The sequence below is a fragment of the Blastococcus sp. SYSU D01042 genome (assembly GCF_054050515.1).
The window spans coordinates 601936-625474 of sequence record NZ_JBJGZM010000001.1; the positions used below are offsets into that span (position 1 = coordinate 601936).

The 23539-nt window shown below is 76.5% G+C and carries 23 protein-coding genes and 2 tRNA genes; 10 read left to right on the forward strand and 15 right to left on the reverse strand.

Annotation, left to right across the window (positions count from 1 at the left end; genetic code table 11):
* Positions 1 to 234, forward strand: coding sequence for a DUF2630 family protein (locus ACI79H_RS03065; protein WP_456552893.1), 234 nt, complete (start codon positions 1 to 3; stop codon positions 232 to 234).
* A gap of 4 nt (positions 235 to 238) precedes the next feature.
* Here ACI79H_RS03065 and ACI79H_RS03070 read toward each other — a convergent pair whose 3' ends face one another.
* Complete coding sequence (locus ACI79H_RS03070; RefSeq protein ID WP_456552894.1) at positions 239 to 1465, reverse strand: PucR family transcriptional regulator; 1227 nt, start codon at positions 1463 to 1465, stop codon at positions 239 to 241.
* Between the two features lie 260 nt (positions 1466 to 1725).
* On the opposite strand from ACI79H_RS03070, the gene ACI79H_RS03075 reads away from it, so the two are divergent.
* Both ACI79H_RS03075 and ACI79H_RS03080 read left to right on the forward strand, forming a co-directional pair.
* Positions 1726 to 2712, forward strand: a complete 987-nt coding sequence (locus tag ACI79H_RS03075; RefSeq protein WP_456552895.1) for a UDP-glucuronic acid decarboxylase family protein — start codon at positions 1726 to 1728, stop codon at positions 2710 to 2712.
* Positions 2713 to 2831: 119 nt separating this feature from the next.
* Positions 2832 to 4469 carry a VWA domain-containing protein gene (locus ACI79H_RS03080; RefSeq protein WP_456552896.1) on the forward strand — a complete coding sequence of 546 codons (1638 nt, stop codon included), beginning with the start codon at positions 2832 to 2834 and terminating at the stop codon, positions 4467 to 4469.
* 62 nt (positions 4470 to 4531) lie between these two features.
* On the opposite strand, the gene ACI79H_RS03085 is transcribed toward ACI79H_RS03080, so the two are convergent.
* From ACI79H_RS03085 to ACI79H_RS03135, 11 genes are all read right to left on the reverse strand, one after another.
* Positions 4532 to 5458, reverse strand: a complete 927-nt coding sequence (locus ACI79H_RS03085; protein ID WP_456552897.1) for a glycosyltransferase family 9 protein — start codon at positions 5456 to 5458, stop codon at positions 4532 to 4534.
* Positions 5455 to 6816 carry a D-glycero-beta-D-manno-heptose 1-phosphate adenylyltransferase gene (rfaE2, locus tag ACI79H_RS03090; protein ID WP_456552898.1) on the reverse strand — a complete coding sequence of 454 codons (1362 nt, stop codon included), beginning with the start codon at positions 6814 to 6816 and terminating at the stop codon, positions 5455 to 5457. Before rfaE2 ends, ACI79H_RS03085 begins: the two co-directional genes overlap by 4 nt.
* A complete protein-coding gene (locus tag ACI79H_RS03095; RefSeq protein WP_456552899.1) occupies positions 6813 to 7502 on the reverse strand; it encodes a D-sedoheptulose-7-phosphate isomerase in 690 nt (229 codons plus the stop codon). The genes rfaE2 and ACI79H_RS03095 overlap by 4 nt, the downstream gene beginning before the upstream one ends.
* Complete coding sequence (locus ACI79H_RS03100; protein WP_456552900.1) at positions 7499 to 8701, reverse strand: glycosyltransferase; 1203 nt, start codon at positions 8699 to 8701, stop codon at positions 7499 to 7501. Before ACI79H_RS03100 ends, ACI79H_RS03095 begins: the two co-directional genes overlap by 4 nt.
* Positions 8698 to 9678 (reverse strand): glycosyltransferase, encoded by a 981-nt coding sequence (locus tag ACI79H_RS03105; protein WP_456552901.1) that lies wholly within the window; start codon positions 9676 to 9678, stop codon positions 8698 to 8700. Before ACI79H_RS03105 ends, ACI79H_RS03100 begins: the two co-directional genes overlap by 4 nt.
* Positions 9675 to 10679, reverse strand: a complete 1005-nt coding sequence (locus tag ACI79H_RS03110; RefSeq protein ID WP_456552902.1) for a glycosyltransferase family 9 protein — start codon at positions 10677 to 10679, stop codon at positions 9675 to 9677. Before ACI79H_RS03110 ends, ACI79H_RS03105 begins: the two co-directional genes overlap by 4 nt.
* A complete protein-coding gene (locus ACI79H_RS03115; RefSeq protein WP_456552903.1) occupies positions 10676 to 12166 on the reverse strand; it encodes an HAD-IIIA family hydrolase in 1491 nt (496 codons plus the stop codon). The genes ACI79H_RS03110 and ACI79H_RS03115 overlap by 4 nt, the downstream gene beginning before the upstream one ends.
* 82 nt (positions 12167 to 12248) lie before the next feature.
* Complete coding sequence (locus ACI79H_RS03120; protein WP_456552904.1) at positions 12249 to 12926, reverse strand: 3-oxoacid CoA-transferase subunit B; 678 nt, start codon at positions 12924 to 12926, stop codon at positions 12249 to 12251.
* Positions 12923 to 13591: a 3-oxoacid CoA-transferase subunit A gene (locus tag ACI79H_RS03125; RefSeq protein WP_456552905.1), complete on the reverse strand. Its 669-nt coding sequence runs from the start codon at positions 13589 to 13591 to the stop codon at positions 12923 to 12925. The genes ACI79H_RS03120 and ACI79H_RS03125 overlap by 4 nt, the downstream gene beginning before the upstream one ends.
* A 69-nt stretch (positions 13592 to 13660) precedes the next feature.
* Positions 13661 to 14161 (reverse strand): MarR family winged helix-turn-helix transcriptional regulator, encoded by a 501-nt coding sequence (locus tag ACI79H_RS03130; protein WP_456552906.1) that lies wholly within the window; start codon positions 14159 to 14161, stop codon positions 13661 to 13663.
* Between the two features lie 51 nt (positions 14162 to 14212).
* Positions 14213 to 15322 carry a hypothetical protein gene (locus ACI79H_RS03135; protein ID WP_456552907.1) on the reverse strand — a complete coding sequence of 370 codons (1110 nt, stop codon included), beginning with the start codon at positions 15320 to 15322 and terminating at the stop codon, positions 14213 to 14215.
* Positions 15323 to 15629: 307 nt separating this feature from the next.
* Between ACI79H_RS03135 and ACI79H_RS03140 the strand changes: the two genes are divergently transcribed.
* From ACI79H_RS03140 to ACI79H_RS03150, 3 genes are all read left to right on the forward strand, one after another.
* Entirely contained in the window at positions 15630 to 17075 is a 1446-nt protein-coding gene (locus ACI79H_RS03140) for a dihydrolipoyl dehydrogenase family protein (protein ID WP_456552908.1), read from the forward strand.
* A 174-nt stretch (positions 17076 to 17249) separates the two neighbouring features.
* Positions 17250 to 17726, forward strand: coding sequence for a DUF7144 family membrane protein (locus ACI79H_RS03145; protein WP_456552909.1), 477 nt, complete (start codon positions 17250 to 17252; stop codon positions 17724 to 17726).
* Positions 17726 to 18379 carry a hypothetical protein gene (locus tag ACI79H_RS03150; protein ID WP_456552910.1) on the forward strand — a complete coding sequence of 218 codons (654 nt, stop codon included), beginning with the start codon at positions 17726 to 17728 and terminating at the stop codon, positions 18377 to 18379. Before ACI79H_RS03145 ends, ACI79H_RS03150 begins: the two co-directional genes overlap by 1 nt.
* A gap of 66 nt (positions 18380 to 18445) precedes the next feature.
* Here ACI79H_RS03150 and ACI79H_RS03155 read toward each other — a convergent pair.
* From ACI79H_RS03155 to ACI79H_RS03165, 3 genes are all read right to left on the reverse strand, one after another.
* Positions 18446 to 18518: transfer RNA gene (locus tag ACI79H_RS03155), tRNA-Arg, on the reverse strand.
* Between the two features lie 20 nt (positions 18519 to 18538).
* Positions 18539 to 18627: transfer RNA gene (locus ACI79H_RS03160), tRNA-Ser, on the reverse strand.
* A gap of 170 nt (positions 18628 to 18797) precedes the next feature.
* The gene (locus ACI79H_RS03165; RefSeq protein ID WP_456552911.1) at positions 18798 to 20009 is read right to left on the reverse strand and encodes an MFS transporter; all 1212 of its coding nucleotides are present in this window, start codon (positions 20007 to 20009) and stop codon (positions 18798 to 18800) included.
* Between the two features lie 105 nt (positions 20010 to 20114).
* Here ACI79H_RS03165 and ACI79H_RS03170 point away from each other — a divergent pair, with 105 nt between their 5' ends.
* From ACI79H_RS03170 to ACI79H_RS03185, 4 genes are all read left to right on the forward strand, one after another.
* A complete protein-coding gene (locus ACI79H_RS03170; protein ID WP_456552912.1) occupies positions 20115 to 20648 on the forward strand; it encodes a CGNR zinc finger domain-containing protein in 534 nt (177 codons plus the stop codon).
* Between the two features lie 40 nt (positions 20649 to 20688).
* Complete coding sequence (locus tag ACI79H_RS03175; protein WP_456552913.1) at positions 20689 to 22119, forward strand: phosphatase PAP2 family protein; 1431 nt, start codon at positions 20689 to 20691, stop codon at positions 22117 to 22119.
* Positions 22120 to 22280: 161 nt separating this feature from the next.
* The gene (locus ACI79H_RS03180; RefSeq protein ID WP_456552914.1) at positions 22281 to 22859 is read left to right on the forward strand and encodes a nuclease-related domain-containing protein; all 579 of its coding nucleotides are present in this window, start codon (positions 22281 to 22283) and stop codon (positions 22857 to 22859) included.
* A gap of 127 nt (positions 22860 to 22986) precedes the next feature.
* Complete coding sequence (locus tag ACI79H_RS03185) at positions 22987 to 23532, forward strand: DoxX family protein (protein WP_456552915.1); 546 nt, start codon at positions 22987 to 22989, stop codon at positions 23530 to 23532.
* The last annotated feature ends 7 nt before the right edge of the window (positions 23533 to 23539 follow it).

The window sequence follows — 23539 nt, forward strand, 5'->3', positions numbered from 1 at the left end:
ATGGACGAGACCGACATCCTCAGCCGCATCCACGCGCTGGTCGAGGAGGAGCACACGCTCCGCGACAGCGCCGAGCACACCGACGAGACGCGCTCCCGCATGAGCAAGCTCGAGGCCGACCTCGACCAGTGCTGGGACCTGCTGCGGCAACGGCGGGCCAAGCGCCAGTACGACGAGGACCCCGACGAGGCCCAGGTCCGCCCGGAGTCGCAGGTGGAGAGCTACCTCCAGTAGCGGCTCAGGCCGAGCGCCGGGCCGGCCGGCCCTGCTGCGCGCCGAGCAGGGCCAGCTGCCACTGCAGGCGGGCGCGGGGGTCGGCGACCTTGCGGCCGGTGACCTGCTCGATCCGCCGCAGCCGGTGCATGACCGTGTTGCGGTGGCAGTACAGCTCGTCGGCCGCACGGGTCGGCGAGCCGTCGGAGGCGAGGAACGCGGTGAGCGTGTCCAGGAGCACCTCGCGCTCCTCCTCCGGCAGCGCGAGCAGCTCGCCCAGCGTCTGGCCCACGAGCCGCGAGCTGATCTCCGGGGAGTTGCTCAGCAACGCCTCGGGCAGCCGCTCGTCGATCGTGACCACCCGGCGGGTGCCGCGCGGCAGCGTCCGGGCGGCGGTCTCGGCCAGCCGGTAGGCCGAGCCCACCGCCGCCGCGCCGTCGACCGGGGCGGAGACGCCGACCGGGCCGGTGGTCAGGGCCTGCAGGCGGCCGCGGATCTCGGCGGCGCCGGCCGCGCCCAGCGCGACGACGCCGACCTGCGCGCCGGAGCGGGTGCCCCACGCCGAGCGCACCCCGTGCCGGAGCAGCTCCGGCCCGACGCCGTCCAGCGCGGGGACCTCGTCGCCCGCGGACAGCGCGACGACGGCCATGAGCCGGCCGTCGAGCGGCATGGCAAGGACGTCGGCGGCAGTGCGCACGAACGACGGGTCGGCCCCGCGGCCGTCGAGCAGGCCGTCGAGCACTCGCCGGCGCTCCTCGTCGCCGATGCCGGCGAGGCGGCGCTGCTCCTCGCGGTAGCCCTCGGCGAGGGCGGCGCACTCGACGTCGTTGGCCCGCCAGATCGTGCCGGCGACCTGCAGCAGCAGGGTGTCGTGCCGGCCGCCCGCCTGCGCGGACACCGCCAGCAGCGCCTCCCAGGTGACCTGCCCGCCGAGCCGGTAGGCGCGCAGCACCGCCTCGAGCGGGACACCCTGCTCGGCCCGCCGCCGGCCGGTCTCCCGGGCGCCGTGCAGGAAGGGCCGGTCGGGCACCGGGGCGCCGACCAGGGCCAGGAGCCCGTGCTCGAGGTTGTCCCGCGTGGTGCGCCGGAGCTCGTCCTCGGACCCCGCGGTCCCGGCGAGGAAGTCGCGGTAGGCGGGCTCGGTCCGCGCGAGCACGTCGAGCACCCGATCGGTCATGGCGTCCAGCTGCCCGAGGAGCAGCGGGGCGAGGTCGACCAGACACGACGAGACCTCGGGGTCGAACGCCAGCACTCGATCTCCTCCTCCGGCGTGACGTACAGCACAACCCGTCACGGCCAACACTGTGCGGTGCGCCCATTGTGACCACAGCCACGAGCAGCCGCCTGCACCACCCGGACTTGTGACCGAATCGTCGCCGGCGGTCCGCTCACCCGAACGGCCCCCGACCAGCGAACACTTCGACGCCGAAGTGTGTGCTGGCGGGAGGCGGGTACGACGCCGCGGTGCGGGACCGCCGGAGGCGTGCGCCCGGGGCGAGCGAGGGAGCAGTCATGGGGCAGCCGGTGCGGGCAGCGCGGACCATCCGGCGGGCGGTGGTGACCGGCGGCGCCGGCTTCCTCGGCTCGCACCTGTGCGAGCAGCTGCTCGACCGCGGCGTCGAGGTGGTCTGCCTGGACAACTTCCTCACCGGCTCGCCGGAGAACGTCGCGCACCTCCTGGAGCACCCCGGCTTCCGGCTGGTCCGCTGCGACGTTACCGACTTCGTGCACGTGCCCGGCCCGGTCGACCTGGTGCTGCACTTCGCCTCGCCCGCGAGCCCGCTGGACTACCTGAAGATGCCCATCGAGACGCTCAAGGTCGGCAGCCTGGGCACCCTGCACACGCTGGGCCTGGCCCACGAGAAGGGTGCCCGCTACGTGCTGGCCTCGACCTCGGAGGTCTACGGCGACCCGCTCGTGCACCCGCAGCCCGAGGAGTACTGGGGGAACGTCAACCCGGTCGGCCCGCGTGGGGTCTACGACGAGGCCAAGCGGTTCAGCGAGGCGCTGACCACGGCCTACCGGACCGCCAAGGGCACCGACACCGGCATCGTCCGGATCTTCAACACCTACGGCCCGCGGATGCGCGCCGACGACGGGCGCGCGATCCCGGCCTTCGTCGGCCAGGCGCTGGCCGGCCGCCCGCTGACGGTGGCCGGCGACGGCTCCCAGACGCGCTCGATCTGCTACGTCGACGACACCGTCACCGGCATCCTCGCGATGGCGTTCTCGGGCCACGCCGGCCCGGTGAACATCGGGAACCCCGACGAGCTGTCGATGCTGCGGCTGGCCGAGTGGGTCGTCGAGCTCACCGGCTCGGACTCGCCCGTCGAGTTCGTCGACCTGCCCGTGGACGACCCGAAGGTCCGGCGTCCCGACACGACCCGGGCCGAGCAGCTGCTCGACTGGCGGCCGCAGGTGCCCTCCGCCGTCGGTCTGCGCCGCACCGTCGACTGGTTCGCCGCGCAGCGCGCCGCCCGGGAGGCCCGCGCCGGCTGAACCGCCAGGTCAGCGGCACGTCGGTGGCGGCCCGGGCGGCCGGGCCGCCGTCCCCTCTAGGCTGTCCGGTGCGGGCCGGGGGGCCGCGCCCGTCTTCGAGCCGATGACAGAGAGCGAGCATGGGCCGACACGCTGATCCCACTGCCACCCGCCGCCAGTTCCCCACGCTCCTGATCGCGGCGGGCGCCGTCATCGTGCTCCTCGCCGGGGGCCTGGTGTGGTGGCTGGCCGCCGGCAGCGACGGCGAGGAGTGCGCGACGCGCTCGACCGTCGCCGTGACGGTCGCGCCCGAGCTGACCGACCTGGCCGAAGGCCTGCTCTCCGATCCCGATGCGCTCGGCGCCGACGGCTGCGTGACGGCGGAGGTGACCGCCCAGCCGCCGCTGCAGACCGCCGGTGACCTCAGCGCCCTGGGCGGCGACGCGCTGCCCGACGTGTGGGTCCCCGACTCGTCCCTGTGGTTCCCCCGCGCCGGCGACGCCGAGATCTCGCCCGGGGCGTCGATGGCGACCTCCCCCGTGGTGCTCTCCACCAGCACCGCCGTGGCCGACGCGCAGGGCTGGGCCGAGACGCCCCCGTCGTGGCCGGGCGCGCTGACCGGCGACCAGCCGGTCGCGATGCCCGACATCGCCGCGAGCGCCGAGGCGCTGGCCGCCCTCGCGTCGCTGCGCAGCTCGGTCGGCGACGACGAGACGGGCGACACCGCCGTCGTCGAGGCGGTGCTGGCCGCCGACCGCGGCGCGGGTGGCGCCTCCGGGGCGCTCGAGGCCGCCGGGCAGAACAGCACCGAGGCCCCCCTCGTGCCGGTGACCGAGCAGGCCGTCTACGCGGCCCGCGCGGCGGACGCCACCTCGTCCATCGTCGCCGTCTACCCCTCCGAGGGCTCCCCGGTGCTCGACTACCCCGTGACCCGCGTCGGTTCCCCGACCGGCGACCAGAGCCGCGCGGTCGACGCCGTCGTGGCCGTGCTGACCTCCGAGGACGCGCGCACCGCCGCCGCCGAGGCCGGGTTCCGCGACGCCGACGGGGCCGCTCCCCCGGCGGCCGGTCCGGAGAGCGGCATCCGCGAGGAGGCGCCGGCGACCATCGAGCTGGAGCCGACCGAGGTGCAGGCGCTCTTCGCCCGGCTGGCCGCGCTCGCCGCCCCCTCCCGGCTGCTGGCCGTCGTCGACGTCTCGGCGTCGATGGAGGCACCGGTCAACGGCGGCACCCGCGCCACCCTCGCGCGGGACGCCGCGAAGAGCGCGCTCGCGCTCATCCCTGGCCGCTCGGCGATCGGCCTGTGGGTGTTCGCCCGCGAGCTGACCCCCGGGACGGACTGGCAGGAGCTGGTCCCGACCCGGACGCTGGACACCGAGGTCGACGGGCGCACCCAGCGCGACGTCCTCCAGGAGCAGGCCGACACCTTCCCGAGCCGGCTCTCCCCGGGCGGTACCGGGCTGTACGACACGACCCTGGCGGCCGTGCGCAAGGCACGGGTCGACTTCGACCCGACCGCGGTGAACACCGTCGTCGTCATCACCGACGGGCAGGACGAGGACGAGGGCAGCGTCGGCCTGGACGCGCTGCTGCAGACCCTCGCCTCGGAGGCCGACCCCGGCCGCCCGGTGCAGGTGATCGGCATCGCGCTCGGCCCGGACGCCGACCTCAGCGCCCTGGAGCGCATCGGCGAGGCGACCGGCGGCGACGCGTACTCCGCGGTCGACGAGAACGACCTGCAGACGGTGCTGTTCGACGCCCTCCGCCAGCGCGGCTGACGGACCTTCCCCTGCTCTTCCGCGGAAAAGCGCCCTGCTCTTCCGCGGAAAAGCGCCCTGCTCTACCGCGGAGAAGCAGGGAGGGCGGCGAGGGCGACGAGCACCTCGTCGACGGTGATCCGCGCCAGCGCGGGGTCGAGCTCGGTGCCCCAGGGGTCGCCGGTGCCGTCGCCGTGCCAGAGGACGACGTGCTGCTCCCGCGGCGGCGGACCCCACAGCGCCGGCGACACGGGCCCGAACAGCACCACCGAGGGACGGCGGTAGGCGGTCGCCAGGTGGGCCACGCCGGTGTCACCGCAGACCACGACGCGGGCGGCCGCGACCACGGCGGCCAGCTCCACCGAGGTCGTGCGGCCGGCCAGCACCGCGTCCGGCCCGAGCCCGGCGGCGTCGGCGACCGCGCGGGCCAGCTCCACCTCGCCCGGGCCGCCGGTGATCCGCACGTCGCAGCCGGCGTCGGCGAGGTGGCGGGCGACGGCGGCGAACCGGTCGGGCGGCCAGCGCCGGCCGGGGAAGGCCGCACCCGGGTGGACGACGGCGGCGCCGCGCACCGGCGGCGGCACCGACGGGACGGCGAGGTCGAGCGCGTCGGGGTCGGCCGCGACGCCGAGCCCCTCGCTGACCAGCCGGCACCAGCGGTGGACCTCGTGCTCGTCGGGGTACCAGGTCGGCCCCGGGTAGCCGGGGCTGGCGAAGGTGAGCAGCCGCTCCGGGGCGAGGTCGGCGACGACCACGTGCGAGGCCGGGCCCTTGCCGTGCAGGTCGACGGCGAGCTCCGGGGGCGGGCCGGACCAGTCCAGCGGCTCCAGCTCGCGGGCGGGCAGCACCTCGTCGACGGCGTCGATCAGCCGGGCGAGCGGCTCCAGCGCCGCCGTCGTCGCCAGGACCAGCCGGTGGCCGGGCACGGCCGTCCGCACCGCGCGGATCGCGGGCACGCCGGTGAGCAGGTCCCCCAGCCCGAGCGGCCGCAGGACGACGGCGGTCCTCACACCTGGGAGCGCTCGACCAGGGCGGTGGTCGAGTGCCCGTCCAGGTAGGGCAGGACGACCGCCTGGCCGCCCCAGGTGCGCAGCACGGCGGCCTCGGGCAGGTCGGCGCCGGCGTAGTCCCCGCCCTTGGCCCACACGTCCGGCTGCAGCGTCTGCAGCACCGCCGAGGGGGTGTCCTCGTCGAACACGACGACGGCGTCGACGAACTCCAGCGCCTCGAGCACCCGCGCCCGGTCCGGCGCGCTGTTCAGCGGCCGCGAGGGGCCCTTGAGCCGGCGCACCGAGTCGTCGGAGTTGATGCAGACGACCAGGCAGTCACCCAGCCCGCGGGCGGCCCGCAGCGTGGCGACGTGCCCGGGGTGCAGCAGGTCGAAGCAGCCCCCGGTGGCGACCACGGTGCCGCCGGCGGCCCGCACCCGGGCGATCACCGCCTCCGCGCCCGGCTCCGCAGCGGCCTCGGGCGGTTCGGGCGCCGAGTCCCACGCCGTCGCCCCGCCGCGGCCCACGAACGCCGACGCGAACGCGACCGCCGAGGCGACGGCCTCCCCGGTCACCGCGCCGTCGGCCAGCGCGAGGGCGGCGGCCGCGGCGAAGGAGTCGCCGGCACCGCACGGGTCGCCGCCGGTCACCGGGACGGCCGGCACGACCATCGGCGCACCCGGGCCGTAGGAGAGCAGCGCGCCGCGGGCGCCCATGGTCACCGCGACCGCGCCCACGCCCCAGCGCTCGATCAGCGCCTCGGCCCGGGCACCGACCGCGGCCAGACCGTCGCCGGGCGCGTCGGGCACCACGCGGGCGGCCTCGGCGCCGTTGGGCGTGACCAGCCGGACGCCGCGCACGGGGTCGGCGCCGCGGGGGTGCGGGTCCCAGACCACCGGCCCGCGGGCGCCGGCCAGCGCGGCCCGGACGTCCTCGGCCGCCGTCGTCCCGCGGCCGTAGTCGGCGACGAGCACCGCGGCGGCGTCCCGGATCGCCTCGGCCGCCTCGCCGGGCAGCGGGCCGAGCGTCGCCACCGGGGCGCCGCTGTCCAGCCGGGCGACGGAGTGGTCGCCGACGCGGATGCGCTGCTTGACCGCGGTCCCACCGCCGGCGGGGATGGCGATCAGCCGCACCCGGCCGTCCAGCAGCGTCCGCAAGCGGTCGGCGCCGTCGTCGGAGTCCAGGGGAGCCACGAGCACGACCTCGCGCGAGGTGGCGGCCGCGGCGATGACCGCGGCCAGGGCGGCGCCACCGGGCCGCTCTCGGCGGTCGACGTCCTCGACGACCGGCACGGGCGCGTCCGGGGTCAGCCGCGAGGCGCTGCCGACCAGGTCGACGTCGAGCAGCGCGTCGCCGACGACCACCAGCGGCCGGCTCATCGGGCCGTCCCCAGCGTCGGCCCCGACGGCACGCGGGAGGGCTCGGCGAGCACCGCGGCGTCGAAGGCGGCGCACACCAGGTGCAGCGCGACCAGGTGGCACTCCTGCACGGTCGCGGTCCACGGCGAGTCGATGCAGACGGCGTCGTCGGCCGCGGCGGCCAGGGGGTTGGGCCCGGGCCCGGTCATCGCCAGCGTGGTGATGCCGCACTCGCGGGCGCGGCGCGCCGCGGCCACGGCGTTCGGCGAGCGACCGGAGGTGGAGAGCAGCACCAGGACGTCACCGGGGCGGCCGTGCGCCTCGACCTGCCGGGCGAACAGCTCGTCGGCGGGGTAGTCGTTGGCGATCGCGGTGAGCGAGGAGGTCTCCGCGGTCAGGCAGATGGCGGAGAACGGCGGCCGGTCGGCCCGGTAGCGGCCGACCAGCTCGGCGGTCAGGTGCTGGGCCTGCGCGGCGCTGCCCCCGTTGCCGGCCGCGAGCAGCCGGCCGCGCTGGTCGCCGCAGAGCACCCCGGCCAGCAGCCGCCCCCAGTCGTCGAGCACGTCGAGCTGCCCGTTCAGCGAGCCGAGCGCGGCGGTCAGCGAGGCGACGTGGTCGGCGCCGGTGAGGTGGGTGCACGTCGCCGGGTCGGGCACCGGCTCCGGCGCGACGACGTTCTCGAAGAAGGAGTGCGGCTGGACGCTCATCGGGCGATCTCCACGAGACGGCGGCCGGTTCGCACCTGCCGGTAGACGGTTTCGGTGTCGGCCACGACGCGGCTCCACCGGTAGCGGTCGCGGGCGCGCGCCACCCCGGCCCGGCCGTAGGCCGCGCGGCGGGCGTCGTCGGCGAGGAGGGCGGCGAGCACCTCGCCCAGGCGGTCCGGGTCCCGCGGTGGCACCAGGTCGCCGGTGACGCCGTCCGCGACGCTGTCCTGCAGGCCGCCGACGGCGGTGGCGACCACAGGCCGGCCGCACGCCATGGCCTCCAGCGGCGTGATGCCGAACGGCTCGTACCAGGGGACGGCGAGGACGACGTCGGCCGAGCGCACCCAGGCCGGCACGTCGGCACGGGCCACCGACCCGGCGAAGACCAGCCGGTCGGCCACCCCCGCCTCGGCGGCGACGGCGCGCAGCCGGCGCACCTCGGGATCGGCGTCGATGCCGTCGGTCGGGGGGCCGCCGACGACGACCAGCTCGGCGTCGGGGACCGCCCGCAGCGCGCGCACGGCGTCGTCCTGGCCCTTGCGCTCGACCAGCCGGCCCAGCACCAGCAGCCGCTTGCGCTCCGAGCGCGGGGCCACCGGCCCGTCGGGGGTGAAGACGTCGGTGTCGACGCCGCACGGCACGATCGACACCCGGTCGGTGGTCAGCCCGAGCCGGCGCAGCTCGAACACCTCGTCGGTGCAGGTGGCGACGACGTGGTCGACGCTGCTGCACAGCGAGCGCTCGAGCTCGATCCGGTTCGGCGGCGAGGTGTCGGCGTCGCCCTGGTGCCGGCGCTTCACCGAGCCGAGGGCGTGGAAGGTCTGCAGCACCGGGACCGACCCGGCCGCGGCGACCGAGGCCAGCCCGCTCATCCAGAAGTGCGCGTGCACGAGGTCCGGTGGGTGCTGTGCCCAGGTGCGGCGGAGGTTCGCGGCGAACTCGGGCATGTGCCGCAGCAGGTCGTCCTTGGGCAGCTCCCGCGCCGGGCCGGCCGGCACGTGCACCACGTCGTAGCCGTCCTGCAGCACGACCCGCTCGGGCAGCGAGGCGTCGTCCCGGCGGGTGTGCACGGTGACGTCGTGCCCGCGGCGGGCGAGCCCGGCGGCCAGCGCGGCGACGTGCACGTTCTGCCCGCCGGCGTCGACCCCGCCGATGGCGGCGAGCGGGCTGGCGTGCTCGCTGACCAGATCGATCTTCATCGCGTCACCTCGTCCAGGAGTGCGTCCCAGTCGCGCAGGAAGCGGGCCAGGCCGTACCGCTCGAGGGCCGCCGCGCGGGCGGCCTTGCCGGCCAGCCGGGCGGCGTCCTCGTCGTGCAGGAACTCACCGACGGCGGTCCAGAGCCGCTCGGGCCGGGTGGAGATCACGCCCGCCTCGGGCGGAACCGCCTCGACCACCTCGGTGGTGGCCAGGGCGACCACCGGCATGCCCAGGTGCATGGCCTCCAGCAGCGAGAGGCCGAGGGAGGTCCAGCGCACCGGGTGCACGTACACGCGGCGGCGGGCCAGCTCGGCGTGCATCGCCGCCTGCGGCGGGTCGTCGAAGAGGCCGACCCGCGCGGGATCCAGGCCGTACCGCTCGTGCAGGCCGGTCAGCCCCATGCCGAAGACGTCGAACGGCGCGGCCTCGGCCAGCCCCGGCAGCAGGTCGGCGCCGACGGTGCGGCCGCGGCGCACCGGCTCGTTGGTGACGACGGCGGCGCGGGCGAGCTCCCCGGTCCAGCGCTCACCGGGGTCGACGATGCCGTGCTCGATCACCGTCGTGGGCGCCCGGCCGTTGTCGTAGAAGAGGCGGTTGAAGTGCGTGACGTGGGCGATCGGGACGTCGTCGCGGTCGGCCATCGGGTGGCGGGTGTGCGGGACCGGGCCGTCGTGGGGCTCCAGCCCGGGGGCGTTGTGCTCCAGGAAGACAGCGGGCAGGTCGCGGCCGGGCTCCTGCCCCAGCCACCCGCGCACCAGCTCCAGGTCGCGCACCCGCTGCAGGACGACGACGTCCGGCGGCTCCGCGCGCAGCTGCTCCGGGGTGACCTCCCGGGCGCTCGCCGGCCAGTCCCAGGTGCGGGCGCGGCCCAGCCCGTCCGGGCCGCGCCCCTCCACGACGGGGATGAGGTACTCGTGCGGCCCCTCGACGAACGCCGTCGTCCACGAGCCGTGCACGTGCCAGACCAGGACCTTCATGCGCTCACCAGCTTCTCGACGGCGGCGACGACGTCGGCCGCCGTGACGGAGGTCAGGCAGGGGTGGCCGGGCACCGGGCACTCGCGGGCCCGGGTGCCGGCGCAGGGTGCGGCCTGGTCGCCGAGCAGCACGGTCGGGACGCCGTAGGGCGCCCAGCGCGCCGCCGGGACCACCGGCGCGAACAGCGACACCACCGGCGTGCCGACGGCGGCGGCCAGGTGCGCCGGCCCGGTGTTGCCGACGACGACCACCGCCGCGCCGTCGAGCAGCGCAGCCATCTCGCCGAGCGACGTCGCCCCACCGAGGTCGACCCCGCGCGTGCCGGCGACCGCCGCGGTGAGCTCGCGCTCGCCGGGGCCGCCGGTGACCAGCACCCGGTGGCCGGCGTCGGCCAGCGCCTCGACCGCCTCTGCGCACCGGTCCGCGGGCCAGGCGCGCGCGGGCACCGACGCCCCGGGGTGCACGACCACGTAGCCCGGGTCGTGCGCCACCGGCGGGAGCGGGCGGCGCACGGCCAGCCGGCCGTCGTCGCCGGGCGGCAGCGCGAAGCCTGCCGCCCGGGCCAGGGAGAGCGCCCGCTCCGGCTCGGGCAGGTCATCGTCGACGGAGTGGCGGACGTCGAGCAGCGACCCCGGGTAGTCGACGCTGATCGCGGAGATGCGTGGCACGCCGGCGGTGCGCAGCAGCAGCGCCAGGGGCAGCGGCGACTGGTGGAACGACGTCGAGACCACCGCCTCGTCCGGCGCGAGCGCGCGGACCCGCTCGGTGAGTGCCGCCAGGTCGGCGGCGTCGACCGGCGGCGGGTCGCCGAGGATCCACGGGCAGGACCAGGTCCACACCTCGTCGACGCCGGGCAGCAGCTCGGCGGCCGCGGCACCGGCGGGGCCGGCGAGGAGCACCACCCGGTCGGCGCCGTGCGCGACGGCCCGCACGAGCGGGCCCTGCAGCAGCACGTCGCCGGCGTTGTCGAGCCGGGCGACGAGCACCGTGCGGCCGCTCACCACTCGCCGTCCAGCACCGCGTCGACCGCGGCGGTCAGGGTCGGTGCGACGTGCGCCGCGGCGGTGACCTCGGAGGCGCGGGTGACCGGCGTCGGCACCATGATCCCGGTCGCGCCGGCGGCGGCCGCGGCGTCGACGTCGGCGGCGATGTCGCCGATGACCACGCACCGGGCGGGGTCGACGCCGAGCTCGGCGCAGGCGGTCCGGACCATGCCGGGGGCGGGCTTGCGGCAGGCGCAGCCGTCCTCGGGGCCGTGCGGGCAGACCTGGAGGGTGTCGAAGGGGCCGAGCAGCTCCTCGAGCCGGGTCATGCAGGCGTCGACCTGCTCCCGGGTGATGATCCCGCGGGCGACGCCGGACTGGTTGCTGACCACCCCCACCCGCACGCCGCGGGCACGCAGCGCGTCCAGCGCCTCGCGGGCGCCGGGCACGGGCCGCACCAGCTCCGGGTCGCCGTTGTAGGGGTAGTCGCGGACCAGCGTGCCGTCGCGGTCGAAGAGCACGAGGTCGGGCAGGCCCCTCCAGCGCTGCACGCCCCGGTGCTGCACGACCCCGCGCAGCCAGTGCCACGTCGCCAGCGGGGGGATGGCGGCGCTGGTGGCCAGCATCGTGGCCACCTCGTCGCGGGTGCGCGGGCCGGGCGCGATGCGGGCCCAGGCGAACTCCGCCGTCCCGGCGAGCCAGGCGGCGCCGGCCAGCGCGGCGGCACCGGGCCGCTTCGCCAGCGCGAGGCCGACCGCGGCCACCGCGGCGGCGGTGATCGCGGTGTGCTGCGGCCGCCGGCCGAGCGCGGCGTCGGCCCGCTGCCGCCAGTCGGGGCCGTGCAGCCGCCGCATGAGGACGTCGTCGGCGTTGCCCGCCTGCACGCGCACGCTCGTCCAGCGGTCGGTGGGCCGGACCGGGTGGGTGATCCAGCGCTCGCCGCGCACCAGCCGCGCGCCGGTGTCCATGACCCGCAGCGCGAGGTCGGAGTCCTCCCGGAAGGCACGGGGGAAGCGCTCGTCGAAGCCGCCGACCGTCGCGAGCGCGGCCCGGCGGTAGGCGAGGTCGGCGGTGATCCAGCTGGAGCCGGCCAGCCCGGCGGTGCCGCGCTCCCAGTCGGTGGGCGGCCGGTCCTCGGGCAGCGGCACGCGCACCCGGCCCTGGCTGCCGGCGACGTCCGCGGGCAGGCCGGCGAGGTCCGCGGCCAGGCACCCGTACCAGTCGGGATCCGGGACGACGTCGTCGTCGAGGAAGGCGATCCACGGCGTGCGGGCGCTGCGCCAGCCGAGGTTGCGGGCCCGCGCGGGTCCGCCGCCGCCGGTGCGCACCACGCGCACGGGCGGCAACCCGGGGCGCTCGGGGGTCAGCGGCGGGCCGCTGCGCCGGTCGTCGACCAGGACGAGTTCCGTGGGTCGCGGGCCGGGAGCGGCCGCGAGCGCGTCGAGGAGCGCATCGAGCGAGGCGCGCCCGATCGTCGGCACGACGACGGTGCACTCCGCGAGCATGATCGCGTCCTGCCCGGACCGGATCGGGCAGAAACGCTACGGGCTTGAAGTTTCTCCGCCGTCCACCCGGCCGTGCACCGGTTCAGACCGCCCCGGGGTGCAGCTCGACGACGTCGTCGGCGAAGGAGAGGCGGGCACCGGTGCGGGCCTGCAGCTCCTCGCGGCCCAGCCCGGCGACGATCTCGCGGACCAGCAGCCCCTCGTCGGTCACGTCGATGACCGCGAGCTCGGTGTAGATGCGGTCGACGACGCCGGCCGCGGTGAGCGGGTAGGTGCACGCGGGCAGGATCTTCGGCGATCCGTCCTTGGTCGTGTGCGTCATGAGCACCAGCACCCGCTTCGCGCCGACCGCGAGGTCCATGGCGCCGCCCACCGCGGGCGGGTGGCCGACCTCGTCGGTGGCCCAGTTGGCGAGGTCGCCCGTCCCCGAGACCTGGAAGGCGCCGAGCACCGTCACGTCGATGTGGCCGCCGCGCATCATCATGAACGAGTCGGTGTGGTGGAAGAACGAGCCGCCGGGCACCAGCGTGACCAGCTGCTTGCCGGCGTTGATCAGCTCGGGGTCGCCCTCGCCCGGGGCGGGTGCGGGGCCCATCCCGAGGATGCCGTTCTCCGAGTGGTAGACGATCTCCTTCTCGGGCGAGACGACGTCGCCGACGAGCGTGGGCATGCCGATGCCGAGGTTGACGTAGGAGCCGCTCGGGATGTCGCGCGCGACGCGGCGGGCCATGTCGGTCAGGGCGAGCCGGGGGCTGCTCACGGTGCCTCCACCTGCACGACCCGGTCGACGAAGATGCCGGGGGTCACGATGCACTCGGGGTCCAGGTCGCCCAGCTCGACCAGCTCGCGCACCTGGACGACGGTCGTGGTGGCCGCGGTGGCCATCGTCGGGCCGAAGTTCCGCGCCGCCGTGGAGTAGACGAGGTTGCCCCAGCGGTCGGCCGCGCGGGCCTTGATCAGGGCGACGTCCCCGTGCAGCGGCTCCTCGAACACGTGCCGTCGGCCGTTGATGACCCGCACCTCCTTGCCCTCCGCGAGCAGCGAGTCCGCTCCGGCGGGGGTGAAGAAGCCGCCCAGCCCGGCCCCGGCCGCGCGCATCCGCTCGCTGAGCGTGCCCTGCGGGACCAGCTCCAGCTCGATCTCGCCGGCCCGGTAGCGCTCCTCGAACCAGATCGAGCCGCTGGTCCGCGGGTAGGAGCAGATGATCTTGCGGACCCGGTGCTCGCGGAGCAGCGCGGCGACGTCGCTGTCCCCGCTGCCGGCGTTGTTGGTGACCAGCACGAGGTCGCGGGCGCCCTGGTCCAGGACGGCGTGGCACAGCTCGACCGGGATGCCGGAGTTGCCGAACCCGCCGACGAGCACCGTGGCGCCGTCCTGCAGGTCGGCGACCGCCTCGGCGAGCGATCCGACCCTCTTGTCGATCACAGGCTCCCCGTCCGCTCGTGCGGGCACCGCGCCCGGCTCCGCCCACTCTGCCCGAGCCGGGTGCCCGGCTCAGGGCCGGGTGCGGGTGGCGGCGGAGACCCGCGCCAGGGCGTCGGTGACGACGGCGGCGTCGTCACCCAGCATCGCGAGCAGGTGCGCGACGAGCTCGTCGTGCGTGCGCGCCGCCTCGTCGACCCGCCGGCGGCCGGCCGGGGTGAGGGTGGCGTGCAGGACCCGCCGGTCGGCGTCGCCGCGCTCGCGCAGCACCAGGCCCTCGGCCACCAGCCGGCTGACCGTGCTGGTCACGCCGGGCCGGGACAGGCCGAGCGCCTCGGCGACCTCGCCCATCGACGCCCGGTCCCCCGGCGCGGCGGCGATCCGGCGCAGCGCCTCGAAGCCGGTCAGCGAGAGGCCGTGCTCGCGGTGCAGCGCGGAGTCGACCCGCCGGGTGATCCGGTCGTGCACCTGCACGATGCGGAGCCACGTCTCGGCGGGGCGGGGAGCGGCTCCGGGAAGAGCGGCGGGGTCCCGGGGGACCTCGGGCGCGAGCGCATCCTCGGACAGGTGCACGGGGGCGTCGTCCCCGCATCGGGGGCGGCTGAAACCGACGGCGCGCCGGGGTCAGCGCCGGGCGGCGCGGCGGCGCGCCGCCGTCGTCACCAGGCCGGTGGCGGTGGCCGTCAGCGCGCCCGCGGCGAGCAGCAGCGGGAGCCGTGCCGTGCGGTCGGCGGGTGCTCCGTCCGTGGCCGAGGCGACCTCCAGCGGGACGACGGCGGCCGCACCCTCGCCCACGACGTCGAGGGACGCGGGGCCGGAGGCCGTCCAGGCCGGGATGAGCACCTCGGCGACCACCGCGCCGTCGTCGTCGGCGGTCGCCTCGGCCAGGACCTCGTCGGTGCCGTGGAGCGCGATGCTCACCTGCTCCCCGGGCTGGTAGCCCTCGACCCGGACGCGCACGACCCCGCCGGCGGCGACGGCTGCGGGCGCGGCGCCGGCCTGCGGCTCGGGTGCGGGGGCCGCGCTCGGGGCAGGCGTCGTCGGCCGGTCCGCCGGCGCCGGCCCGGTGGGCCGCGGCTCGGCGGGCACGGGCGCGCCCGGGCCGGGAGCGGGAGGAGCCGGCGCAGTGGGAGCCGGGACCGTCGGCGCCGGGTCGGACGGCGGCTCGGGTGCGGGGCCCGGCGTGCCCGTCGGGTCGTCGGGCGGTGGTGCCTGCCCGAGGGGCGGCGTCGCCGGCGGCTCGGTCGCCGGAGGCTCGGGCGCCGGCGGCTCGGGCGGCGCGGTCGCCTGGTCGCAGTCCTCGAGCGTGGGCCGGGTGAAGGTCCAGTCGTCGAGCTCGTCGACGTACGTGCTGCCCGAGCCGTCCTGGGCGGCGTACTCGAGGCGCCCGTCGATCGTCTCGCCGGGGGCGACGTCGCCGGTGCTGAGGACCACGGTCCCGTGGGGCTGCAGCAGCGCCTCGTCCTCGCCGTCCGGCTCCCGGGTCGTGGCCAGCCGGACCGAGTAGGGCAGCGTGCCGGCGACGACCTCGACCACCAGCCCGCCGGGACGGCAGCTCGGGCCGTGCGTGACCGTCGCGTCGGGGCGGGTGGGGTCGTCGATGGCGGCCGCGGGTGCGGCGGTGCCGAGCCCTGCCGCGGCGAGGGCGACGAGGAGGCCGGCGAAGGCTGCCGCCCGCGACCCCGGTGCTGTCCGGGTGCTGCCGGACTGGTTGGTGCTGATCGGCGCCCACACCCCCCGGATCCGGCGCTCTCCTGCCCCCGATGATGGCCGATGTCACGCATCGTCGCCAGTGCGTCACTGCGATCCCGGCGCCACCCCGGCGTGTCCCCCGGCGTTTCGCTGACCTGGGGGGACCCGCCCGGGGTCGTCGACATCCCGGGCAGGGGTTGACTCACGAGTGTGGCCTGGCTCACAGTTGGTGCGGGCGGGGGCAGCCGGCAACGAATGGCCACCCATCGCTGGGTGGACCGACCAACGCGGCCAGACCGCCAGGACCGGCCCCCCGCCCCTCTTCTCCCCCGCGGTGCGAGGGTGGGGCATGGCCCGCTCCGCACTCGCCCGTTCCCGCTGGGACCTGCTCGTCGTCGGCGCCGGGACGGCCGGCCTCGTCGGCGCGCAGGTCGCCGCCTCGCTCGGCGCCCGGGTCCTGCTCGTCGAGCGTGACCGCTTCGGTGGCGACTGCCTCTGGACCGGCTGTGTCCCGTCCAAGGCCCTGCTGGCCGCGGCGCACGCAGCAGCGGATGCCTGGGCGGCGGCGAGGTACGGCGTCCACGTCAGCGGGGTGCGGGTGGACGGACCGGCTGTCCTCGCCACCGTGCGCGAGGCCATCGCGGCCATCGAGCCGGTGGACGCACCGGACGCCGTCCGGCTCTCCGGCGCGGAGACCGCCTACGGCTCCGTCCGGTTCACGGGACCGACGCTGGCCGACGTGGACGGGGTGGGGATCCGGTTCCGGCAGGCGCTCGTGTGCACGGGGTCCGCGCCCGCACTGCCCGGGCTGCCCGGACTGCGGGACGTCGACCCGCTGACCACCGACTCGGTGTGGGACCTCGCCGATCTGCCCGATCGGCTCGCCGTCCTCGGCGGGGGCACCAGCGGCTGCGAGCTCGCGCAGGCGTTCGCCCGTCTCGGCGTCCGCGTGACCCTGGTGGAGGCCGGCGACCGGCTGCTGCCGGCCGAGGACCCGGCGGCCGCGGCCGTCGTCGCGGACGCCCTGCGCCGGGACGGCGTCGACGTGCGCACGGGCAGCGGGCCGGTGCGGGTGACCGGCGACACGCGGGAGGGGCGGTTGCACCTCGCCGACGGCGCCGCGGTGGGGTTCACCCGCCTGCTCCTCGCGGTCGGCCGCGAACCGCGGACCGCGGGCCTCGGCCTGGACGCGGCCGGCGTCTCGGTCGACGACCGGGGCCGGGTCGAGGTCGACGAGGCGCTGCGCACGTCGAACCCGCGCATCTGGGCCGCCGGCGACGTCACCGGCCATCCCGGCTACACGCACGTCGCGGGCGTCCACGGCAACCTCGCCGCCCTGAACGCCGTCCTCGGCCTGCGCCGGCGGATCGACCTCGCCGCGGTGCCCCGGGTGACGTTCACCCGGCCCGAGGTCGCGGCGGTCGGCGAGGACACGGGCACCCCCCGGCCGGGTCGCCGGGTGCGCACCGAGCAGCTGCACCGGACCGACCGCGCGATCGCCGAGCAGTCGACCGAGGGCTTCACCCGCGTCGTCGTGGACGGCAGGCACCGGCTGCGCGGGGCGACGGTCGTGGGGCCGCGCGCCGGCGAGGCGCTCGCGGAGCTGACGCTGGCGGTGTCCCGGGGGCTGACCACCACCCACCTCACCGGGGCGATGCACCCCTACCCCACCTACGCCGACCCGCAGTGGAACGCCGCGATCGCCGACCTCCGCGGCCGGCTCACCGGCCGGGCCGGACGAGCGGTCCTCACCGCCCTCCGGCTCACCCGCCGGGTGCGGTCGGGCGTGCGCTGATCGGCACGCCGCGGGGACCGGCGGCGGGGCGCGGCAGCGCCGGGGACCTCCCGCCCCGGTCGGGGTGACGTCGGGCCCTGCCCGTGCCGCGGCTGCGGGCGGAGGCTCGTGCTCGCCCGAGGCGAGGCGTGCGGTCCCGCCGCCACGCCGACCGCGGATGACAGGGAGAGACCCATGACCGAGACCTCTCGCGACCAGCAGGACACCCGGGCGGCGGCGCGGCAGGCGGTACCGTCCCCGCGCGCGCCCGTCACCGGCTCCTCGTCGCGCTCCGGCTGGACCGGCTGGATCGTCTTCGGCGGTGCGATGCTCATCCTCTCCGGGACGTTCCAGGCCGTGCTCGGCCTGGTGGCGCTGCTCGACGACGGCCTCTTCGTGGTGCGGCCCAGCGGCCTGGTCATCGACGTCGACTACGACACCTGGGGCTGGGCGCACCTGGGGATCGGCGTCGTCGCCGTCCTCGTCGGCCTGGGGCTGATGGTCGGCAACCTCGCCGCCCGCATCGCCGCGGTGGCCATGGCGGGGATCAGCGCGCTCGCCAACCTGGCCTTCCTCGCGGCGTACCCGATCTGGTCGACCATCGTGATCGCGATCGACGTGCTGGTGATCTACGCGATCGTCGTCCACGGCGACGAGATGCGGACCAGCTGATGGCGCCCGCGACGGCGCTGGAGACGCCCGCCGCGACCGGCCTCCCGCTGCGCATCGACGAGGTCATGCCGCGCTTCGACGCGCACCTGGTCGAGCACGTCGTGGTCGACGCCCGCCCCGAGGAGACCTACCGGGCCCTCCTGCGCGCCGACATCGTGGACAACCCGGTCACCCGGCTGCTCGTGCGGGCCCGCGACCTGCCCAACGCGCTGCGTCGGCGGGCCACGCAGCCGGCGGAGCGCCCCCGTCGGATCACCCTGCGCGACGCCGGCGGGGAGGAGGCCGGCTGGGTGCTGCTGCGCGACGAACCAGGGGTGGAGTTCCTCGTCGGGCTGGTCGGCCGGTTCTGGCGGGCCGACTACGGGATCGTGCGACTGCGCCCCGAGGAGTTCGCCGCCTTCGACCGGCCCGGCTACGCCAAGACGGTGGCCGGCTTCTCGCTGCACCCGCACGGCGCGGACCGGACGCTGCTCACCTACGAGAACCGCACCGTGACCACCGACGAGGAGGCCCGGCGCCGGTTCCGCCTCTACTGGCTGGCGCTGCGGCCGTTCGTGGCCTTCCTGCTGCGCTCGACGCTGGCCTCGGTCAAGCGCGAGGCCGAGCACCGCGGCACGCGGCACGCCGCGTCCGGCTCCGGGCCGCTGCCCTGAGCCGGACGACGAAGCGGCCCCGCACTTCCGTCGAAGTGCGGGGCCGCTCGGTGTCTCAACCAGACGTGCACCCGAAGGGATTCGAACCCCTAACCTTCTGATCCGTAGTCAGATGCTCTATCCGTTGAGCTACGGGTGCGTGTGTTCAGTTGTCGTGCGCGGAGGCTCCGGGATTTGAACCCGGGATGGGGATTAACCCAAACCGCATTAGCAGTGCGGCGCCATAGACCGGACTAGGCGAAGCCTCCCGGGGTCCGAGTCGCCTCGTAACCACCGACGGAGAGACTACCAGCGCCCCGGACGGCGTCCCCAGGGGGCCGGGCAGCCGCCCTCGTGCGGGCGCCGGCCCCCCCACGAGATCTGCACACTCGGGCCGTCCAGCGGCCCGAAGGGCACGAGTGTGCAGATCTCGTGGACGTCAGGCGGCGACGGGCTCGCGGACGACGTCGGTCCCGACCGCCGCGGGACGCCGCCCCGGCACCAGCGTGATGCCGACGGCGACGGCGGCACCGGCGGCGGCCAGCGCGAGGCTGCCGCTCACCCCGTACCGGCCCTCGATCAGCGCACCGCCCACGGCCGCGCCGACCGCGGAGGCGCCGACGGTGATGGTGGACAGCCAGGTGAAGGCCTCGGTCGTGGCGTGCACCGGCGCCATGGAGCCCACGAGCGTGTTCTGCACGGTCAGCGTCGGGGCGATCGCCGTACCGCCCAGGAAGAGCAGCACGCCCAGCGCCCAGGGACTGGAGATCCAGGCCAGCGGCGCCAGCCCGATCGTCACGCCCAGCAGCAGCAGCCGGTACTGGCGGGGCAGCGACATGCTCAGCACCCGGGCGCCGAACCACAGCCCGCCGATGACCGAGCCCAGCGCCCACAGCGCCAGCAGCACGCCGGAGAGCCCGGGCGCGCCGATCTGCTCGGCGAACGCGGGGACGGCGACCTCGAGCGCGCCGAACCCGAGCATCAGCGCCGCACCGCTGACCAGCAGCCGCGGCATCCCCGGGGTCAGGACGGTCGCGAACATGCCCGCGCTCGTCCCCGGCGAGGGCACGTAGGCGCGGGTGGCCGCGGACGTCGCGATGCCCAGCGCCCCGACGACGGCGAGCACACCCGCGACGCCCACGGCCAGGGCCGGCGAGGTGAGGACGGCGAGGGCCGCGACCAGCGACGGGCCGACGACGAAGACCAGCTCGGTGGCGGTCGCGTCCAGCGCGTAGGCGGTGGGACGCACGCGCGGGTCGACCCGCGACCACAGCGCGCGCACGGTGCCCGAGACCAGCGGGGTGGCCGCGCCGGCGCCGGCCGAGGCGGCGATCACGGCGAGGTCGGGCGCCCCGCCCAGGGCGACGGCGATCAGCACCGCGAGCAGCAGCGGGTAGGCGACGGCCTGGGCGAGGAGCACCGGCCGCGGGCCCCGACGGTCGGCGGTCCGGCCGAGGATCGGCGCCATGACCGCCGAGGCGATGCCCAGGGTCGCGGCCGCGAGCCCGGCCACCGCGTAGGAGCCGGTCTGCTGCTGCACCATGAGCAGCAGCGCCAGCGGGACCATGGCCGACGGCAGCCGGCCGGCGAAGCCGGCGAGCAGCAGGACGGGCGCGGACGGGAGCCGCCAGACGGGGAGGTAGGCACGCACGGGAGAGCTCGTTTCACACTTGCGGGAAGAGAGGAATTGGTAGGCGGTCAAAGCTCGTTGACCACCTACGAGCAGCGACCGTAGCACGGATCGGTAGGGAGTCACATGGATTACGACACCTACGGGTCGACGGCGGTGGAGCTGGCCATCGAGCTGGCCAACACCGACCGCACCGATCCGGAGTGGACGCGTGCCTTCCTCGGATCCCACGACGAGTGGTTCACGCCGGGGACCTCGCTGGAGCTGACCCCCGCGGAGGCCCAGCGCGCCGCCGCCACCGCCTCGCTGGTCCGGGCTGTCGCCCTGGCCGACACGCAGCCCGACGTCCTCGAGCGGCTCAACGAGCTGCTGGCGCTGGCCCGGCCGCGGCCCTACGCCACCGACCACGACGGCGAGCTGCACCTGCACTACGCCCGCCCCGACTCCCCCGCGCTCGAGCAGCTGACGACGACGGTGGCCATGGGCCTGTCGCAGGTCGTCGTGCAGCACGGCTGGCAGCGTCTGGGCATCTGCGCGGCGGAGACCTGCGACGACGTCTACGTCGACACCTCGCGCAACGCCAGCCGCCGCTACTGCTCCAACACGTGCGCCAGCCGCTCGACCGTCGCCGCGTACCGGGCCCGGCGGAAGAGCGACTGACGCCGCCCTGATCAGCCCGGTGCTGGGCTAGCGTCCCGGCGTGCCCTCCCCGCGGAACCTGGACGCCCGCCTGCACGCGTTCGTCGGCGGGCTGCCCAGCTCCCCCGCGGACCGCTGGCTGCGCCGGCTCACCCGCTCGGCGAACCACGGCCGGCTGTGGCTGGTCCTCGGCGGGCTGCTGGCGCTGCGCCGCGGCTCCCTGCGCCGCGCGGCACTGCGGGGCGTCGGCTCGATGGCGGTCACCAGCGCGCTGACCAACGCCGTCCTCAAGACGGTGTTCCGGCGCGGGCGCCCCGAGCACAGCGGGCGCGCCGAGCGGATGCTGCGCCGCTCGCCGACGTCGTCGTCCTTCCCGAGCGGGCACGCGGCCTCGGCCGCGGCGTTCGTCACCGGCGTCGCGATGGAGTCGCTGCCCGTGGGCGAGGCACTGGCGCCGGTGGGGCTGGCGGTCGGCTACTCGCGGGTGCACGTGGGCGTCCACTACCCCGGCGACGTCGTGGCCGGGTTCGCCGTCGGCGCGGGCGTGGCCGCCGCGACGCAGCACTGGTGGCGGGTGCGCCCCACGGACCCGGCCCGGGTGCGGCCGACCTCCACAGCACCGGCGCTCCCCGAGGGAGAGGGCCTGGTGGTCGCGGTCAACCCGCGCTCGGGGCCCGACGACTACGACCCGGCCGCCGACATCCGCCGGCTGCTCCCCCGCGCCGAGGTGCTGGAGCTGACCGCCCACGCCGGCGTCGAGCAGATCCTGGGGCCGGCGGCACGGGGCGGCGCCCGCGCCCTGGGCGTGGCCGGCGGCGACGGCAGCGTGGCCGCGGCCGCCGCGGTGGCGCTGGAGCACGGCCTTCCGCTGGCGGTCATCCCGGCCGGCACGCTCAACCACTTCGCCCGCGACGTCGGCCTGCTGACCCCGCAGGACGCCGTCGACGCGGTGCTGGCCGGGGAGGCGGTGACCGTCGACGTCGCCGAGGTGAACGGGGTTCCGTTCCTCAACACCTCGAGCATCGGCGCCTACCCGGAGATGGTGCGTCGCCGCGACCGGCTGGCCGGGGCGCTCGGCAAGTGGCTGGCGCTGACCGTGGCCGCGGCGCAGGTGCTGCGCACCGGGACGCCGGTGGAGCTCGTCGTGGGCGGGCGGCCGCTGCGGGTCTGGATCCTGTTCGTGGGCAACTGCCTCTACACCCCGCGCGGGCTCTCGCCGGCCTGGCGGCCGCGGCTGGAGGACGGGCTGCTCGACGTCCAGTACCTGCGTGCGGACCTGCGCTTCGGCCGCACCCGCGCGGTGCTGGCCACGCTGCTGGGCGTCAGCGAGCACAGCCGCAGCTACGGCAAGTTCCAGGCGACCGAGCTGGAGGTCGCCTCCCGGTCGGGGCCGCAGCGGGTGGCCTACGACGGCGAGATGGGCGAGCCGGCCACCACGTTCCGGTTCGGCAAGCGGGCACCGCTGACCGTGTACTGCGGCCGCGCGGGCTGACCGCGGCGGGGGCGGTGACCGAACGTGGCGGCGCGAACCCATGGGCAGGCCCGATCGGGGTCCCTACAGTTCGCTCGTCCCATCACCGGTCGAAGTGGGTTGGCGCCATGCCGACAACCGTTCCCGCTCGCCGTGACCGCCGCCCGGCCCGGACCCCGGCCGTGGACCCGCTGCGCGCCGTCGCCGCTGCGGCGGCCCGGGTGCACACCTGGGCTGCCTCCACCGAGGCCCGCCGGCGCACGCAGCGCCTGCTGAACCCGTTGCGGGATGCCGGCTGGGACGTGACCCACGACCTCCGGATCCCGGGAATCGAGCCGGTCGACCACCTCGTGGCCGGCCCGAGCGGCGTGTACGTCCTCGTCAGCAAGGCCTGGCACGGTGTCGTCACGGTGGACCAGAAGGGCGCGACGATCACCCCCGAGCGGGATCCCGGCTCCGCGTGGACCGCCCGCGGCCCGCACCGATCGCTGCCCCCCGCTGCGTCGGCGGTCGCACGCGCGCTCGCCGCTTCCGGTCGTCGACCCGTTCCGGCGCCGCAGGCCGTGGTGGTGGTCTGGGCGCCGTTCCCCGAACGGGCGGCCGGCAGCGGCGGCCTCTGCTACGTCGCGGGCGAGCACCTGGTCGAGTGGCTCGTCGGCCGGCCGGCTCGGCCGGCGCCGACCGCACCCGCGGCCCTGCCGCTCCCTCCCGCACCCGCCCGCGCGCCGCACCGGGCCGTGCTGTGGGCGGCGGCGCACTGACGCCGCGCACCGTCGAGGGGCGGGGCGCGGCGGTGATCACTACCGTCGTCGCCAGGGATTGCCCGCGCCCCGCGCCGGGCAGAGCACCACCCGACGTCCACCGAGGTACAGAGGGAAAGAGGTCACCATGCTGGTCCGCCGGATCGCCCGGCCCCTGCTCGCCGCTCCGTTCATCTACGGCGGCATCAGCACCCTGCGCAAGCCGCAGGACCGCGTACCCGGGGCAGCCCCGGTCGTCGAGAAGATCGCGGAGACCGCCGACAAGCAGCTCCCGGTGCAGGTGCCCCGCGACGTCCAGCAGTGGGTGCAGGCCGACGCCGCCGTGAAGGTGGCCGCGGGCTCGCTGTTCGCCCTGGGCAAGTTCCCGCGGCTCACCGCGCTGGTGCTGTCGGCCTCGATCGTGCCGACGACGCTGGCCGGCCACCGCTTCTGGGAGCACGACGACCCCACCGAGCAGTTCGGGCAGATCTCGAACTTCCTGAAGAACACCGGCCTGCTGGGCGGGCTGCTGCTCGCCGCCGTCGACACCGAGGGCAAGCCGTCGGTCGGCTACCGCGCCCGCCGCAGCGCCAGGGCCGCGGCCGCCGCGACCGAGAAGAGCTTCGAGAAGGCCTCCAAGCGCGCCGCCAAGGCGCAGAAGAAGGCCGAGAAGAAGCTCAAGAAGAACCGCTGAGCAGGGT

Bases quoted from the DNA above. Each gene is read 5' to 3' on its own strand.
- ACI79H_RS03065 (WP_456552893.1), top strand. From the start codon at position 1: ATGGACGAGACCGACATCCTCAGCCGCATCCACGCGCTGGTCGAGGAG.
- ACI79H_RS03075 (WP_456552895.1), top strand. From the start codon at position 1,726: ATGGGGCAGCCGGTGCGGGCAGCGCGGACCATCCGGCGGGCGGTGGTG.
- ACI79H_RS03080 (WP_456552896.1), top strand. From the start codon at position 2,832: ATGGGCCGACACGCTGATCCCACTGCCACCCGCCGCCAGTTCCCCACG.
- rfaE2 (WP_456552898.1), bottom strand. From the start codon at position 6,816: ATGAGCCGGCCGCTGGTGGTCGTCGGCGACGCGCTGCTCGACGTCGAC.
- ACI79H_RS03095 (WP_456552899.1), bottom strand. From the start codon at position 7,502: ATGAGCGTCCAGCCGCACTCCTTCTTCGAGAACGTCGTCGCGCCGGAG.
- ACI79H_RS03100 (WP_456552900.1), bottom strand. From the start codon at position 8,701: ATGAAGATCGATCTGGTCAGCGAGCACGCCAGCCCGCTCGCCGCCATC.
- ACI79H_RS03105 (WP_456552901.1), bottom strand. From the start codon at position 9,678: ATGAAGGTCCTGGTCTGGCACGTGCACGGCTCGTGGACGACGGCGTTC.
- ACI79H_RS03115 (WP_456552903.1), bottom strand. From the start codon at position 12,166: ATGCTCGCGGAGTGCACCGTCGTCGTGCCGACGATCGGGCGCGCCTCG.
- ACI79H_RS03140 (WP_456552908.1), top strand. From the start codon at position 15,630: ATGGCCCGCTCCGCACTCGCCCGTTCCCGCTGGGACCTGCTCGTCGTC.
- ACI79H_RS03145 (WP_456552909.1), top strand. From the start codon at position 17,250: ATGACCGAGACCTCTCGCGACCAGCAGGACACCCGGGCGGCGGCGCGG.
- ACI79H_RS03150 (WP_456552910.1), top strand. From the start codon at position 17,726: ATGGCGCCCGCGACGGCGCTGGAGACGCCCGCCGCGACCGGCCTCCCG.
- ACI79H_RS03170 (WP_456552912.1), top strand. From the start codon at position 20,115: ATGGATTACGACACCTACGGGTCGACGGCGGTGGAGCTGGCCATCGAG.
- ACI79H_RS03185 (WP_456552915.1), top strand. From the start codon at position 22,987: ATGCTGGTCCGCCGGATCGCCCGGCCCCTGCTCGCCGCTCCGTTCATC.